At 66.5% G+C, this 15016-nt stretch carries 13 protein-coding genes and 1 tRNA gene; 8 read left to right on the top strand and 6 right to left on the bottom strand.

Going from position 1 to position 15016, the window contains the following annotated elements:
* Window positions 1-97 precede the first annotated feature (97 nt).
* Window positions 98-2188, bottom strand: a complete 2091-nt coding sequence (locus ASE59_RS16010) for a TonB-dependent siderophore receptor (RefSeq protein WP_235515812.1) — start codon at window positions 2186-2188, stop codon at window positions 98-100.
* Window positions 2189-2361: 173 nt separating this feature from the next.
* On the opposite strand from ASE59_RS16010, the gene ASE59_RS16005 reads away from it, so the two are divergent.
* Window positions 2362-3426, top strand: a complete 1065-nt coding sequence (locus ASE59_RS16005) for an AI-2E family transporter (RefSeq protein WP_056458535.1) — start codon at window positions 2362-2364, stop codon at window positions 3424-3426.
* Between the two features lie 116 nt (window positions 3427-3542).
* Here ASE59_RS16005 and ASE59_RS16000 read toward each other — a convergent pair whose 3' ends face one another.
* From ASE59_RS16000 to crtY, 4 genes are all read right to left on the bottom strand, one after another.
* Complete coding sequence (locus tag ASE59_RS16000) at window positions 3543-4469, bottom strand: phytoene/squalene synthase family protein (RefSeq protein WP_056458532.1); 927 nt, start codon at window positions 4467-4469, stop codon at window positions 3543-3545.
* Entirely contained in the window at window positions 4466-5047 is a 582-nt protein-coding gene (locus tag ASE59_RS15995; RefSeq protein ID WP_056458529.1) for a TIGR00730 family Rossman fold protein, read from the bottom strand. The genes ASE59_RS16000 and ASE59_RS15995 overlap by 4 nt, the downstream gene beginning before the upstream one ends.
* Window positions 5048-5462: 415 nt before the next feature.
* Window positions 5463-6941: a phytoene desaturase gene (locus tag ASE59_RS15990; RefSeq protein WP_056458525.1), complete on the bottom strand. Its 1479-nt coding sequence runs from the start codon at window positions 6939-6941 to the stop codon at window positions 5463-5465.
* The gene (gene crtY, locus ASE59_RS15985) at window positions 6938-8101 is read right to left on the bottom strand and encodes a lycopene beta-cyclase CrtY (protein ID WP_056458522.1); all 1164 of its coding nucleotides are present in this window, start codon (window positions 8099-8101) and stop codon (window positions 6938-6940) included. Before crtY ends, ASE59_RS15990 begins: the two co-directional genes overlap by 4 nt.
* 231 nt (window positions 8102-8332) lie before the next feature.
* Here crtY and ASE59_RS15980 point away from each other — a divergent pair, with 231 nt between their 5' ends.
* The 5 genes from ASE59_RS15980 to ASE59_RS15960 all read left to right on the top strand — a co-directional run bounded on the left by ASE59_RS15980 (window position 8333) and on the right by ASE59_RS15960 (window position 12809).
* Window positions 8333-9145, top strand: a complete 813-nt coding sequence (locus tag ASE59_RS15980; RefSeq protein ID WP_056458519.1) for a sterol desaturase family protein — start codon at window positions 8333-8335, stop codon at window positions 9143-9145.
* Complete coding sequence (locus ASE59_RS15975; protein WP_056458516.1) at window positions 9126-9500, top strand: DUF2141 domain-containing protein; 375 nt, start codon at window positions 9126-9128, stop codon at window positions 9498-9500. The genes ASE59_RS15980 and ASE59_RS15975 overlap by 20 nt, the downstream gene beginning before the upstream one ends.
* A gap of 68 nt (window positions 9501-9568) precedes the next feature.
* On the top strand, window positions 9569-10438 hold the full coding sequence (locus ASE59_RS15970) for a MipA/OmpV family protein (RefSeq protein WP_056458513.1): 870 nt from the start codon (window positions 9569-9571) through the stop codon (window positions 10436-10438).
* Window positions 10439-10536: 98 nt separating this feature from the next.
* Window positions 10537-11142 (top strand): YqiJ family protein, encoded by a 606-nt coding sequence (locus ASE59_RS15965; protein ID WP_056458510.1) that lies wholly within the window; start codon window positions 10537-10539, stop codon window positions 11140-11142.
* Entirely contained in the window at window positions 11139-12809 is a 1671-nt protein-coding gene (locus ASE59_RS15960) for a flotillin family protein (RefSeq protein ID WP_056458508.1), read from the top strand. The genes ASE59_RS15965 and ASE59_RS15960 overlap by 4 nt, the downstream gene beginning before the upstream one ends.
* A 157-nt stretch (window positions 12810-12966) precedes the next feature.
* Here the strand turns inward: ASE59_RS15960 and ASE59_RS15955 are convergent.
* Window positions 12967-13053, bottom strand: a tRNA-Leu gene (locus ASE59_RS15955).
* 143 nt (window positions 13054-13196) lie between these two features.
* On the opposite strand from ASE59_RS15955, the gene ASE59_RS15950 reads away from it, so the two are divergent.
* Window positions 13197-14141: a complex I NDUFA9 subunit family protein gene (locus ASE59_RS15950; protein ID WP_056458505.1), complete on the top strand. Its 945-nt coding sequence runs from the start codon at window positions 13197-13199 to the stop codon at window positions 14139-14141.
* Complete coding sequence (locus ASE59_RS15945; RefSeq protein WP_056458501.1) at window positions 14138-14983, top strand: undecaprenyl-diphosphate phosphatase; 846 nt, start codon at window positions 14138-14140, stop codon at window positions 14981-14983. Before ASE59_RS15950 ends, ASE59_RS15945 begins: the two co-directional genes overlap by 4 nt.
* Window positions 14984-15016: the final 33 nt, after the last annotated feature.

Genomic DNA, 15016 nt, shown 5'->3' with positions numbered 1-15016 from the left:
GGGCGCGCGCCTGCCGGTCATCGCGCTGGGCGGGATGACCGAGCGGCGCGCGCGGACGCTGCCGGGGATCGCCGGCTGGGCGGCGATCGATGCGTGGTCAGAATTTCGCGCGTAGTTCGGCGAAGACGGTGCGGGGTTCGCCGGGGAAATGGCCGCTCATCGCGGTGAAGCCCGATGCGGCATAGACCTTGTCGAAAATATTATCGACGCGCAGCATCAGTTCGGCAAAGCCCAGCTGGCGGGTGATCGACGCGTCGAAGATAATATAGGGCAGCACCGGCTGGCCCGAGCGGCTGATCCGGCGCGACACATGCTCGCCGCCGAAGGCGAAGGCGGTCTTGAGCGGCGCGACCTGATAGCGGGTCCAGAAGCCGAGCTTGTGCGCCGGCGCGTTGGGGAAGCGATTGCCGACAGCATCGGTCAGCGGCTGGCCCGCGACGCTGCCGGTGACGCGCGTGTCGTTATAGCCGTAATTGGCGAGCAGTACCCAGTTCGGCGTCAGATCGGTGGCTAGGTCGAGTTCGAACCCCTTGCTGGTCACCTCACCGATCGGGCGCAATTGATCGATGCCGCCGACCGGGGGCAGGCTGGGGTCGACCTGCAACAGATTGCGGCGGACGATGCGGTAGAGCGCGGCATTGGCCTGTAGCCGGCCGTCGAACAGGCGCGACTTGGCGCCGGTTTCGATCTGGTTGCCGGTGATCGGGGCGAAGGGGCCGCCGGCGGCGGGCAGTTGGCTGGCCGGGGCCTGCGGGTCGAAACCCTGCGACCAGCTGACGTACAAGGACAGATCGTCCTGCGGCTTGTAGATCGCGCCGGTGCGGAAGGTGACGTCGTGGTCGCTATAGCGCGCGTTCGACGTCACCCGCCCGGCGGTGGCGACCCGGGTGCGGTCCTCGAACCGGTCGTAGCGGACACCCGCGACCAGCAGCAGATGATCGGTTAGGTCGATCTGATCCTGTGCATAGATGCCGAAGCGGCGCGAATCGGTGTCGGTGACGGTGAACGGCAAGGCCGCCGCCCGCAGCGCATCGGTGGTGGCGCGGCCACCATATACGGGGTTCGACAGGCTGAGCGCGGTCACGCCGCTGCGCAGGATGCGCGATTCGAGGCCATTCGATTCGCGATACCAGTCGCCACCGACCTGAACCCGGTGCGACAGCCCGAGCAGCGTCGTACGCGCGGTGGCATTGGCCATGAACGACAGGCCGTCGACCGGGCGACGCTGATCGCGAAATTCGCGCAGCACCAGCTTGGGGTTGGTCGGGCTGAGGCCACGCGGCTCGTGATATTGCTGGCGTTCGGTCGATCGGAAGTAGCGCGCGCCGGCATCGAACGTCACCGCATCCCCGATCGCGGTCGCATAGCGCGCGGCCCATGCGGTCGAGGCGAGGTGGAGATAATCGCTCTTTTCGTTCGCGTTCCAGCGGATCGAGGTGCGGAACCGGCCGGCGTCGTCGACCAGCACCCCGCGCAGCCGGTTGGCGCGCAGATAATTGTCGTAAGCCGTGACCTGCAGCGTCAGCAGCCCGCCGGGATTGGTGCGGATCGACAGGCCGGCGTCACCGATCAGCGCCTTGTGCAGCGTATTGAAGCGATAGGGCTGCATCGACTCGGTGAAGCCACCGATGCGGTAGGAGACGGTGCCGGCGGCGTCGATCCGGTCGGTCGCCTCCGCCGAGATGCCGAAGCGGTCGTAATTGCCGGCGGTCGCGACGGTGCGGAGGCTGGCGCGGTCCGACGGCGTTTTCGACACGTAATTGATGATCCCGCCCGGCGCGCCGGGGCCGAAGAACAGCCCCGCCGGACCCTTCAGCACCTCGACCCGGTCGATGTTGAACAATTGCGGGACGGTGAAGCCGACGAACGGATTGCCGCGCATCCCGTCGTAAAAGGATTCGTCCTGCCGGAAGCCGCGAAAGGTGACGCCGGCATAGCTGTACGCGCTGACGCCCGAGATGTTGCGGTAGAGGTCGGTCGCGTCGCGCGCACCCTGATCGGTGAACAGGTCGCTGTTGATGACCTGCAACGCCTGCGGAATGTCGAGCGGGTCCTGCGCCGATTTGCCGATGGTGGTGACGGTGGTGCGATAGAGTTGCTGCGCGCGCCCCTCGACGATGATCTCGGCATCGTCGGTTGCCGGCCGATCCTGTGCCGCCGCCGGATTCACCACCAACGCAGCCGCCATGGCCGGCATCCCCCAACGCTTCACGATGTTCCTCCTGATATTGATAGGCGGTCGCATTAGCAATCGTGGCGGGAAGGCGCAATTGGTTCGGATACGATTTTTGGGTGATCGTAACGGAGGCGAACCGGAACGCGCCACGCCCTTGGTCCGTTCACGTGCAAAGGGGATCGACGATGCAGGGCGATATGGAACGGCAAGGCCCGAGCTATGGCCGGGTCGCGGCGATGACGGTGATGGTGCTGGCGATCGTCGGCGCCGGGCTGTTGCTGATTTCGATGATGCGGCTGGTGCTGCTGGTCTTTGCCGCGACGGTAATTGCGGTGTTGTTCAGTTCGGTCGCGCGGCGGATACAGAAATGGACCCGCCTGCCGCGCGGGCTGGCGCTGACGGCGTCGATCATCCTGTTACTGGGGATCGTGATCGGCATCTTTTACGGCTTCGGCGCGCAGCTCGTGCAGCAGTTCGACACGATCCGCGAACAGATCCCGTCGGCATTGCAGGCGATCCAGCGGCAGTTGGACAGCTGGGGGCTGGGCGAGCCGGCACGCGACCTGTTGTCGCAAGGGAGCAGCGACCTGTCGACGATCATGTCGCGCGCGGGCACCTATGTCCTGTCGATCGGGTCGGGGCTGTCGGACACGGTGCTGGTACTGGTCGGGGCGATCTTTCTCGCGGCCGATCCCGAGCTGTACCGCCGGGGGCTGGTGAAGCTGGTGCCGCCCAAGGCCGAACCGGTCGCGCGCAAGGCGGTGGACGATGCCGCGGGCGGCCTGCGCGGATGGATGAAGGGCGAGGCGGTGGCGATCGTGGTCGTCGCGGTGCTGACCGGGACCGGATTGTGGCTGCTGGGCGTGCCGGCGGCGATCGGGCTGGGGCTGATTGCCGGGTTGCTGGACGTCGTACCCTATGTCGGGCCGATCATCGCCGGGGTGCCGGCGGTGATGCTGGCGTTCACCGTATCGCCGTCGACCGCGTTGTGGACGATCGTCGTGTTCTTGGTCGTCCAGCAGATTCAGGGCAATATCCTGATGCCCATCGTCCAGAAACATGCCGTCGACGTGCCGCCGGCCGTGCTGTTGTTCTCGGTCATCGGCATGGGGCTGATGTTCGGGTTCATCGGCGTCTTGCTGGCGGCGCCGCTGACCATCGTCGTGTTCGTGCTGGTGCAGCGGATCTATGTGCAGGCGTTGCTGGGGCGCGACATTACGGTGGCGACGGACAAGGTGAAGGAGGAGTGAGGGCGATCTCCCCTCCCTGAGAAGGGGGGGCGGGGGTGGGTTGGTCGGTTGTGGCTGGCTTGCGTTTCCTCGCGGGCCTACCCACCCCAAACCCCTCCCTTGTCAGGGAGGGGAGTTTAAGGGGTGCGCGTCCATAGCGACGGGTCGCGCGGAGTATCCGGGGCGGGGCGCCAGCGGGCGGCGATGAAGGCGCGGGCGATGGCGGCGATCTTTTCCGCCTTCGACGTGGACTGGCGTTTTTCCCACGCGGCGGGGCCGGCGGCGGCGACTTTCCGCGCGATGCCGCCATAGATGTCGGCGGCGGCAAGCACCGCCCATGCCGAGCGCCATGGCAAGCGGGTTGCGCCGACGCGGGCGCTGTCTTCGTGGAGCGCGGCGCGCACTGCCATCCGCCGGGCGAGGATCGCTACCCGGTCGGGTGTCGCCATCGGGTTCGCCGGGTCGATGCCCTGTTCCGCCAGCCAGTCGCGCGGCAAATAGCAGCGGCCGGCATCGGCATCCTCGCGCACGTCGCGGGCGATATTGGCGAGCTGGAAGGCGAGGCCGAGGTCGCAGGCGCGGTCGAGCGTATCCTTGTCCTGCGCCGGCACGCCCATCACCACCGCCATCAAGCCACCGACCGCCCCGGCGACATGATAGCAATATTGGTAGAGATCGCCTTCGCTCACCGGTTGCCAGCCATCGGCGTCGAGCTGGAACCCGTCGATAACGTCATGGACCAGCGCGTGCGGCAGTCCGACTTCGGCCGCGACCACGCCCAGCGCGTCGAAGGCGGGATCGCCGGTCGGCTGCCCGGCCAGCGCCTGCGCGGTACGTTCGCGGATCAGCAGCAGGCGGGCGGGGGCGTCGTCGAGCCGCTGCATGCCATGGCCCATATCCTGCCCGTCGGCCAGATCGTCGCAGGCGCGGCACCAGGCATAGAGCAGCCATGCGCGTTCGCGGGTGACCGGGTCGAACAGCTTGCTCGCCGCCGCGAAACTTTTCGAGCCGCGCGCGATCGTATCGCGCGCGTGCGCGACCAGTGCGGCGCGGGGCGGGATCAAAGGTCCTTGCTGCTCATATGGATGATCGCCTGTACGGGCGTGTGCGCCGTCATCTTGTCGAGCAGGGTGTCGAGCGTGTCGGCGACGAGCAGGATGTCGCGATGCATGGGGCGCATGAAGCCGACCTCGGCCATCTTTTCGACGAAGGCGATCAGATAGTCGTAATAGCCGGCGGTGTTGAGCAGTCCGACCGGCTTGGCATGATAGCCGAGCTGCGCCCAGCTCATCGCTTCCCACAATTCGTCCATCGTGCCGGTGCCGCCGGGGATGGTGACGAAGCCGTCGGACAGGTCGGTGAACGCCTGTTTGCGCTGGTGCATCGTGTCGACGACATGCAGTTCGGTGAGGCCCTTGTGCGCCGCCTCCGCCTTGACCAGCGCGGTCGGGATGACGCCGATCACCTCGCCCCCGCCCTCGATCGCGCCATCGGCGACCGCGCCCATCAGCCCGAGCTTCCCGCCGCCATAGACGACGCCGATGCCGCGTTCGGCGAGCGCGCGGCCGACGGCGCGGGCGGAGTCGATATAGACGGGATCGGCGGGGGTCGCGGACCCGCAATAGATGGCCAGGCGCTTCATGGGGGCGGGGTTAGGCGATCGGGGGGTGGGGGGCAAGACGGTGGCTGCCTCGGTCAGCCCTATTCGTTGGTTCGAGCAGCTTCGAGCCTGTCGAGAAGCGTCCGTCGAGAACTGCTGTCCGCGTGATCGTCTGCCACCCATCCGTTCGTCCTGAGTAGCCGCTGAGCTTTTCGAAGCGGCGTATCGAAGGACCGTCCGGGGGGAGGTGCTTCGATACGGGCTTTCGACTGCGCTCAATCCCTACTCGGCACGAACGGGTGGTGCTGAAGGCGTTCTCGACGAGGACTGGGTCGGATTGTCCCCCGGACAATCCTGAACCATGCGGGGCATGGTTCACCCAGCCCTCTTCTCGACTTCGCTCGAAGCTGCTCGAACCAAACGGTTGGGGTTGGGGTTGGGGTTGGGGCGGAGAGGCTTAGCCCTCGCCGCCCAGCATCAGCGCCGCCGTCGCCTTGGCGCTGCCGACCACGCCCGGAATGCCCGCGCCGGGATGGGTGCCGGCGCCGACGACATACAGGTTCGGGATGTCGTCGTCGCGGTTGTGCGCGCGGAAGTATGCGCTCTGCGTCAGGATCGGCTCCAGCGAGAAGGCCGACCCCTGATACGCATTCAGATCGTGGGTGAAGTCGCTCGGCATATAGCTGAACTTCGTCACGATCCGTTCGTGGATATCGGGGATCAGGCGGCGGCCGACCTCGTCGAGGATGCGCCGCTCGAGGATCGGGCCGATCTGGTCCCAGTCGACCGGGAATTTGCCGGTGTGCGGCACCGGGCACAGCGCATAGAAGGTCGAATGCCCCTCCGGCGCCATCGACGGATCGGTGACGGTCGGGTGGTGGAGATAGAGCGAGAAATCCTCGCTCAGCACGCCATGGTCGTAAATGTCGGCGAGCAGCCCCTTATAGCGCGGGCCGAACAGGATCATGTGGTGCGGGATGCCCGGCCACGTCCCCTTGATGCCGAAATGGACGACGAACAGCGACGGCGAGAAGCGTTTCTTCTCCAGCTTCTGCGCCCGGCGCTGCGCGCTGCGCGATCCGGCCAGCAGGTCGCGATAGCTGTGGACGATGTCGGCATTGGTCGCGACCATGTCGGCGCCGATGACCACGCCGCTTTTCGTCGTGACGCCGGTCGCGCGGTCGCCGAGCGTGTCGATGCTGGCGACCGGATCGTTCAGGATCAGCGTGCCGCCGAGTTTCTCGAACAGGCGGACCATGCCGGCGACCAGCTTGTTGGTGCCGCCTTGCGCGAACCACACGCCGCCGTCGCGCTCCAGCTTGTGGATCAGCGCGTAGATGCTGCTGGTCTTCATCGGATCGCCGCCGACCAGCAGGGTGTGGAACGACAGCGCCTGGCGCAGCTTCTCGTTCTTCACGAACGACGACACGATCGAATAGACCGATCGCCACGCCTGATATTTCGCCAGCGCCGGCGCGGCCTTGATCATCGAGGCGAAGTCGAGGAACGGCACATGCCCCAACTTCACATAGCCTTCTTCATACACGCCCGCCGAATATTCGAGGAAACGGGCATAGCCGGCGATGTCGCCCGGATCGAGCTTGGCGATTTCCGAGCGCAGCAGCGTGTCGTCGTTGGTGTAATCGAAATTGGTGCCGTCGGGCCAGTTGAGCCGGTAGAAGGGCGACACCGCCTGCAGCGTCACGTCCTCGGCCATGTCACGGCCGGTCAACTGCCACAATTCCTGCAGCGCTTCGGGCGCGGTGATGACGGTGGGGCCGGCGTCGAAGACGAAGCCGTCGCGTTCCCAATAATAGGCACGGCCGCCCGGCTTGTCGCGCCCCTCGACCAGCGTCGTCTGGACCCCGGCGGATTGCAGGCGGATGGCGAGCGCGAGGCCGCCGAACCCCGCGCCGATAACGGCTGCCGTCTTCACCCCTGTCTCCCCACCAAAGCCTGTACCGCACGTCCGATCGGTACCGGCGGTTTGCCTGTCAGCACCCGCATCTTGTCAAGCAGCGTGGACCGCCCGGCATAGAAGCGCCCGACCAGTCCCGCGTCCAGCCGGTAGAAGCGTTCGAGCACGCGGTAGCGTTCCGCCGGCTCGGCGGCACGGAACAACATCGTCGCCAGCATCCGGTAGAATCGCCGCTGCCGCCATAGCGTCGCGGCATAATCATGGGTCAGCGTGTGCAGCGCGCCGCCCGACCAGTCGCCGCTGTCGGCGACCAGATGCGCCAGCCGCACCGCATCGGGCAGCGAATAGCCGGTCAGCGGATGGAACAGGCCGGCGCGCATCCCGCCCTTGGCCACGCGATTGCCGCCCGATCGCCAATATTCCTCGAAATCGCCGCCCATCGCGACCGGCAGCACGCCGGTCTCGCTGCGGCCGACCCGCGCGATGTTCCAGCCCTGCGCCTGCGCATAGCCGGCGATGCGGCCGGCGAGCAGTTGCGTGTCAAGATCGGGGGTGTCGCTGTAATAGGTATCCTCGACGAACAGCGTCGAGGCGTCGAACGGCAGGGTATAGACGAATCGATAGCCATCAAGCTGCTCGACCGATCCGTCCATGACGATCGGCCGTTCGACACCGTGCAGGTCGTCGGTGACCAGCTCCATCCCCATGAACTTCTGCCAGCCGAGATCGAGCAGCGACGTATCGCCGGGACCGCGACAGTCGATCACGCCCTGCGCCTCGACCCGGTCGCCATCGGCGAGGACGACGGCGGTCGGGCTGGCGCCGAGTACGCGCGCCGATGCCATCAGCGTTTCGCCCGACAGCGTCTGGCGAAGGACGGTATCGAGCCGTTCGGACGTGATCGAATAATAAGCGGTGTCGAGCGTGCGGGCATGGCCCGGAAAGGCGATGTCGTAGCCGCGCCACGCATGGGCGACGAGTGGTGCTACCAGCGCGCGATGCTCGTCCGACACGTCGCTGCCGAAGAACGACCAAACATGGTTGCCGCCGAAATGCGATGCGCCCTCGATCAGGCGGATGCGCGCATCGGGCCGCCGCTTCGCCGCCGCCAGCGCGATGAGCGCGCCGGCAAGGCCACCGCCGACGATGGCGAGGTCGCAGTGATGGATGGTTGGCATGGGGGTGCACTAGGGGAGGGCGGCAGCAGTAGCAACGGCACGCGCAAAATCCTCCCCACCCCGTGGGGAGGGGGACCATGCGCAGCATGGTGGAGGGGCAAGTCCGCATACGAAGCCGTTGTTTTCGCGGCACTCCCCCTCCACCATCGCCTTCGGCGACGGTCCCCCTCCCCACGGGGTGGGGAGGATTTGCGGGTGTCATCCCTGCTCACAATCCGCTAAGCCCCGCCCATGTCGATCCCGCTGGCCATCCTTCTGTCCGCCGTGGCGATGACGGTGATCGTCGGCGTCCGCTATCTGCTGGCGTCGGCCGGGTTCGCCTTTGCGACGCGCAGCAAACATCCGGGCCTGTACCGGGGGCTGGACGCACAGATCGCCAAGGAAATCCGATGGTCGCTGCTGTCGGCTGCGATCTACGGTGTGCCGGCGGGGATTGTCGCATGGGGATGGGAGCATCGTGGTTGGACCGCGATCTACCGCGACGTCCATACCTATCCCTTGTGGTATCTGCCCCTGTCGGTGCTGCTGTATCTGTTTGCGCACGATACGTGGTTCTACTGGACGCATCGCTGGATGCACCGGCCGAAATGGTTTCGCATCGCCCATGCCGTGCACCATGCCAGCCGCCCGCCCACCGCATGGGCGGCTATGGCGTTCCACCCGATCGAGGCGTTGACCGGCGCTGTGGTAATTCCGCTACTGGTATTCGTCATTCCGATTCATATCGGAGCACTGGCATTGGTGCTGACGATCATGACGGTTATGGGCGTCACGAACCATATGGGGTGGGAAATGTTCCCCCGGTTCATGTGGTCGGGGCGATTGGGCGGCTGGCTGATTACCGCCAGCCATCATCAGAGGCATCATGAGCGTTATGGCTGCAATTTCGGGCTCTATTTCCGCTTCTGGGACCGGGTGTGCGGCACCGATGGCGGTCTCGGCGACTTCGAGAAGGAACGCGCGCGCGTCGCGAGGCGGGCGAATCGCGCTGGCGGCGCTGGCGCTGGCGACGCTGCCGGGGGCCATGCCGACCGGCACGCTTGACGTCCGGATCAGCGACCTGCGTTCGACCAAGGGCGCCATCCTGCTGTGCCTGACCGCCGATCCCAAGAATTTTCCCGGCTGCACCGACGATCGCAACGCCGTCACCCGGACCTTTCCCGCCGGAGAGCGCGGGGTGCGTATCGCCGGGTTGGGCCGGGGCGATTATGCCGTGTCGGTCATCCATGACGAGAACAACAACGCGAAGCTCGACACCTTTGCCGGCATCCCGCGCGAAGGATTCGGTTTCTCCCGCAACCCCGCGATCCGCTTCGGTCCGCCCAAGTTCAGCGCGGCGGAATTCCCGCTGGCGGGTGATGTAACCATGCAACAGGTGCGGATTCGCTATCTCCTCTAGTATCTGGCACGGACCGAAGCGGGCGGGATAGCGTTACGGCCGGGCAATATTTTCTCGGAGCCACGCCCTTGCGCGCCATTTTCGCCGCCGTCCTGACCGCTGCCGCCCTTGCCACGCCCGCCTTCGCACAGGAGGCGGCGACGCCGGCCGTGCCCGCATCGGCGCTGCCCAACACCGATACCGGTGCCGATTTCTACGTCGTCGGGCTGGGGGCGGCGGTCCTGCCCGATTATGAAGGGTCGGACGATTATTCGTTCAGCCCGGTGCCGGCCGCGACCGGGCGGGTGTCGGGCTTCAATTTCCTGCTGGCCGGCAACCGGGCCAGCGTCGACCTGATCCGTGACGGCGTCGGGCCGACCTGGGATTTCCAGGCGGGGCCGATCGCGGTCGTAAACCTGAACCGCAACACGACCAAGGGCATCGACGATGCACAGGTCCGTGCGCTCGGCACCGTCGACACCGCGATCGAACTGGGCGGCTATGTCGGCATCGGCAAGACCGGGGTCGTCACCTCGCAATTCGACCGGCTGTCGGCATCGATCAGCTATCGCAAGGATGTGGGCGGCGGGCACAAGTCGACGGTGCTGGCGCCGACGATCAATTATGTCACGCCGCTGAGCACCCGCGCCATCGCCGGCGTGATCGTGTCGGCCGAGCGGGTCGGCGAAGGCTATGCCGACAGCTATTTCTCGGTCACGCCGGCCCAGTCGCTGGCAAGCGGCCTGCCGGTCTATAATGCGCGTGGCGGGTGGAAGAACTGGACGCTGGGCGTGCTCGGCGGTCGATCGATCAGCGGTGATCTGCGTTCGGGCTGGCAGCTGTTCGGGACCGTGGTCTATCGCAAGCTGCTGAACGATTTCGCCGACAGCCCGATCGTCGCGCGCAACGGATCGAGCAACCAGTGGCTGGGCGCGGTCGGGATCGCCTACAGCTTCTGACGACTTACGCCGTCCCGGGTCGCAACCGATCCGGGGGCAACCGCCATTGACCCCCGCCATCCGTCCGCTACTCTCTCCCACAGACAGGGGGCCGGGGGATGATGGAGTTGCTCATCGCACCGGAGGCGGTCGTGTTCACGGCCGCATGGGTGCTGATGCTGGCGATCGGGGTGATCGAGGCACTGGGACTGGGCGGCGGGGATTTCGACCTCGACCTTGATTCCGGACTGTTCGACTGGCTGGGCGTCGGTCGGGTGCCGTTGCTCGTGCTGCTGATCGCGTTTCTGGCGGCGTTCGGCAGCGTCGGGCTGGCCGGACAGCAGACCGCACTCGAATGGACCGGCGCATTGCTGTCGCCGTGGATCGCCATTCCCGCCGCGCTGGTCGTCGCGCTGCCGCTGACCGCGGGGCTGTCGCGCATCCTCGCCAAGGTCATTCCGCAAGACGAAACGACCGCGTTCGAGATCGACGATCTGGTCGGTCGCGCCGGCATCATTACCGTCGGCCGCGCCGCCAGCGGGTCGCCCGCCCGCACCCGCGTCGTCGATCCGCACGGACAGGCGCATCATGTGCTGGTCGAACCCAACGACCCTGCCGACAGCTTCGTCGAAGGCGACACGGTCCTGCTCGTCCGCCGCGAGGGCCATGGCTTTCGCGCGATCCTGCACAGCTCGCCCCGTTTCTCCAACTGGATGGATTCATGACCGATCTCGTGCCTGCCGGCGTTGGCGCCGTCGTCTTCTATGCGGGCGTGCCGCTGCTCGCGCTCATCATCATCGGCATCGTCATGGCGCGGCTGTACAAGCGCGCGTCGAAGGAGATCGCGTTCGTCCGTACCGGTTTCGGCGGCGAGAAGGTGGTGATGAACGGCGGCGCGCTGGTGCTGCCGGTGCTGCATGAGACGATGCCGGTCAACATGAACACCGTGCGGCTGGCGGTGGAGCGGCGCAACGGCGACGCGCTGATCACGCTCGACCGGTTGCGCATCGATGTGCGGGCGGAATTCTATGTCCGCGTCCGCCCCGATCGCGAGGCGCTGGCGACCGCCGCGCAGACGCTGGGCCAGCGGACGATGCACCCGGAGGCGCTGAAGGAGCTGGTCGAGGGCAAGTTCGTCGACGCGCTGCGGTCGGTCGCGGCGGGGATGACGATGAACCAACTGCACGAACAGCGCAGCGAATTCGTGCAGAAGGTGCAACAGGTATCGTCCGCCGATCTGGCGATGAACGGGCTAGAGCTGGAAAGCGTGTCGCTGACCGGGCTGGACCAGACCTCGATCGAGCATTTCAACGCCAATAACGCGTTCGACGCAGAGGGTCTGACCAAGCTGACCGAACAGATCGAACTGCGCAAGAAGACCCGCAACGACATCGAACAGGATACGCGGGTCCAGATCGAGGCGAAGAATCTGGAGGCGTCGCGCACCTCCTTCACCATCGCGCGTGACGCCGAATTCGCGCGGCTGGAACAGGAGCGCGAACTGGAAGTGCGCCGCGCCGAACAGGCCAGCGAGATCGCGCGCCAGCAGACCGATCGCCAGCGCGAGGCCGATCAGGCGCGGATTTCTGCCAAGCAGCAGACCGACGCCGCGCAGATCGAGGCCGATCGCGCCATTCAGCAAGCGCGCATCGCCCAGGAACAGTCGCTGGCGATCGCCCGGCAGGAACAGCAGATCGCGGTCCAGAACAAGAGCCGGCAGGAAAGCCAGGCCAAGGCCGAGGCCGATCAGGCGCGCGCCGAAGCGGTTGCCGCCGAGGAACGCGTCAGCACCGCGCGCGAGACCGAGGTCGCCGAACGCCAGAAGCGCATCGAACTGATCGACGCCGCGCGCGAGGCGGAACGCGCCGCGATCGCGATCAAGGTACAGGCGGAGGCTGAGGCGCAAGCCGCCGCCGATCGTGCCGCCGCGCTGCGGGCCGCCGCCGAGGGTGAAGCGGAGGCCGAAAAGCTGCGCGCCGAGGCCAGCCGGGTTCGTTTCGAAGTGGAAGCCGCCGGCCAGCGCGCGGTCAACGAGGCGGCGAACCTGTTGTCGAACGAACAGGTCGCGCTGCAGACCCGCCTCGCGCTGCTCAACGTCCTGCCCGAACTGGTCCGCGAGGCGGCCAAGCCGATGGAGGCGATCGACAGCATCCGCATCGTACAGGTCGATGGCCTCGCCGGCGGCGGTGCCATGGCCGGGGGCGGGGCGGTCGCCGCCGGGGCCGGTGGCGACGGCAACCTCGCCAATGCCGCGGTCAGCGCGGCGCTGCGCTATCGCGCACAGGCGCCGGTGATCGACGGGCTGATGAAGGAACTTGGCTTCGACAGCGCGACGCTGGACGGGCTGGTCAAGGGCGCAACCGCCGGAACCGCCCAGGTCGAGGCGGAATAGCGAACCGGGCGGGCGGCGGAGTATTGCCGTCCGCCGTTCGTTCCCGATCGACCGACGAAGGAACGCGCGCAGATTATCTCGCGGGTCATTTGTGTTTATTGGCGGACTGCCGGTCTCCGCTGCGCGACCGGTAGCGCGTTTCTCCCGAAGGAGAAAATGGTGCCCAGAAGAGGACTCGAACCTCCACGACCTTGCGATCGCCAGCACCTGAAGCTGGTGCGTCTACCAATTCCGCCATCTGGGCACGGGGTAGGAGGGCGCCTCTACGGGGGGTGCGGCGGGGTGTCAACAACTTGTTTTGCGATTTTTACGTTGTCCTTGCCGTTTTGCTGCGGGAGCGGCATGGGGCTGGCATAGAGGCATGTGGGCCAAGCAAAGGCGGGCACGATGAAGAACCAGTTGGTGACGCTGTTCGGCGGTGGCGGTTTCGTCGGCCGCTATGTCGTTCAGGAATTGTTGAAGGCGGGCGCGCGCGTCCGCATCGCGCAGCGTGATCCGCGTCAGGCACTGCACCTGCGGACGCAGGGTGGCCTTGGCCAGACGCAGTTCGTCGCCGCCGACCTGTCGCGCCCCGACACGCTGGCGCGGGCGGTGGCGGGATCGGATGCGGTCGTGAACCTGGTCGGCATTCTCGACGGCGATTTCGACAAGGTCCATGTGACGGGTGCCCGCAACGTCGCCGAGGCGGCCGCAGCGGCGGGGGCCAAGGCGTTCGTGCAGATTTCGGCGATCGGTGCCGATCCGGCGTCGCCCTCCGCCTATGGCCGGTCGAAGGCGGCGGGCGAGGAAGCGGTGCGCGCGGCATTCCCGAATGCCACGATCCTGCGCCCGTCGATCGTGTTCGGTCGCGAGGACGGCTTCGTCAATCGCTTTGCCGGGATGATCGCGGGTGCGCCGGCGCTGATCGGGCGGCCGATCGTCCCGGTGATGGCGGCGGGGACGAAATTCCAGCCAATCTATGTCGTCGATCTGGCGCAGGTGGTGGTGAAGGCGCTGGCCGATCCCGACCGCTTCGGTGGGCAGGCTTATGCGATCGGCGGTCCCGACGTGGTGTCGATGGGTGAGCTGAACCGCTGGATCGCGCGTGCGATCGGTCGCGACGTGCGCTTCGTCGAGGTCGCCAACGAACTGGGCGGGCTGATCGCGGCGCTGCCGTTCACGCCGATCAGCAAGGATCAGTGGGCGATGCTGTCGCGCGACAATGTCGTCACCGGTGACGTGGCCGGGATCGACGCGTTCGACATCCGCCCGGTGCCGCTGGCGACGGTCGCGCCCGAATGGCTGGTCGCGTATCGCAAGAATGGCCGCTTCAACAAAGCCGCCCGTATATGAGCAATGCGCAATCGTGGCTCGAGGCCGCGATCCTGGGGGTGATCCAGGGGCTGACCGAGTTCCTGCCGGTCTCTTCCAGCGCGCATCTGCGCATCGCCGGCGCGTTCCTGCCGTCGGGTACCGATCCGGGTGCCGCCTTCACCGCGATCATCCAGATCGGGACCGAGGCGGCGGTGCTGCTGTATTTCCGCAAGGACATCTGGCGGATCGCGACCGCGTGGCTCGGCCAGTTCTTTGGGAAGCAGGGCGCGCATGATGCGGACAATGCCCGGATCGGCTGGCTGGTCATCATCGGTACGTTGCCGATCGTCGTGCTGGGGTTGTTGTTCAAGGACGCGATCGAGACGTCGTTGCGCAACCTGTGGTTCACCGCGTTCAGCCTGATCGGGTTCGGCATCCTGCTGGGCATTGCCGACCGGGTCGGGCGGCGGCGCTGGGGCATCGACCGGCTCGGCTGGGGGAGCGGTATCGCGTTCGGCTTTGCGCAGGCGATGGCGTTGCTGCCCGGTGTCTCGCGATCGGGCGGAACGATCACCGCCGGGCTGTTCATGGGATTCACTCGCGAAGCGGCGGCACGCTATTCATTCCTGCTGGCGATTCCCGCCGTGCTGGCGTCGGGGCTGTATCAGTTGCTCAAGACGTGGGGGCAGTTCGGTCCCTATGGTCCGGGGCCGACGTTGCTTGCCACCGCGATCTCGTTCGTCGTGGGATATGCATCGATCGTCGGATTCCTGAAGCTGGTGTCGACACGTGGGTATATGGCGTTCGTCGTCTATCGCGTGCTGTTGGGCAGCGCGTTGATTGTCTTGCTTTCCCAAGGGCGGATCGCGCCGTTGGGGTAGGGCCGGTTCGGTCCTAGTTTTGTCAGTTAAGAA

This window comes from Sphingomonas sp. Leaf10 (genome assembly GCF_001421245.1).
Classification (GTDB): Bacteria; Pseudomonadota; Alphaproteobacteria; order Sphingomonadales; family Sphingomonadaceae; genus Sphingomonas.
Note: the sequence above shows the minus strand (reverse complement) of the source record. Positions and strands in the feature narration are given on the sequence as shown.

Coding starts and splice junctions, on each gene's coding strand:
- ASE59_RS16010 (WP_235515812.1), bottom strand. CDS start 2,188: ATGGCGGCTGCGTTGGTGGTGAATCCGGCGGCGGCACAGGATCGGCCG.
- ASE59_RS16005 (WP_056458535.1), top strand. CDS start 2,362: ATGCAGGGCGATATGGAACGGCAAGGCCCGAGCTATGGCCGGGTCGCG.
- ASE59_RS15995 (WP_056458529.1), bottom strand. CDS start 5,047: ATGAAGCGCCTGGCCATCTATTGCGGGTCCGCGACCCCCGCCGATCCC.
- crtY (WP_056458522.1), bottom strand. CDS start 8,101: ATGCCAACCATCCATCACTGCGACCTCGCCATCGTCGGCGGTGGCCTT.
- ASE59_RS15980 (WP_056458519.1), top strand. CDS start 8,333: ATGTCGATCCCGCTGGCCATCCTTCTGTCCGCCGTGGCGATGACGGTG.
- ASE59_RS15975 (WP_056458516.1), top strand. CDS start 9,126: ATGCCGACCGGCACGCTTGACGTCCGGATCAGCGACCTGCGTTCGACC.
- ASE59_RS15965 (WP_056458510.1), top strand. CDS start 10,537: ATGATGGAGTTGCTCATCGCACCGGAGGCGGTCGTGTTCACGGCCGCA.
- ASE59_RS15960 (WP_056458508.1), top strand. CDS start 11,139: ATGACCGATCTCGTGCCTGCCGGCGTTGGCGCCGTCGTCTTCTATGCG.
- ASE59_RS15950 (WP_056458505.1), top strand. CDS start 13,197: ATGAAGAACCAGTTGGTGACGCTGTTCGGCGGTGGCGGTTTCGTCGGC.
- ASE59_RS15945 (WP_056458501.1), top strand. CDS start 14,138: ATGAGCAATGCGCAATCGTGGCTCGAGGCCGCGATCCTGGGGGTGATC.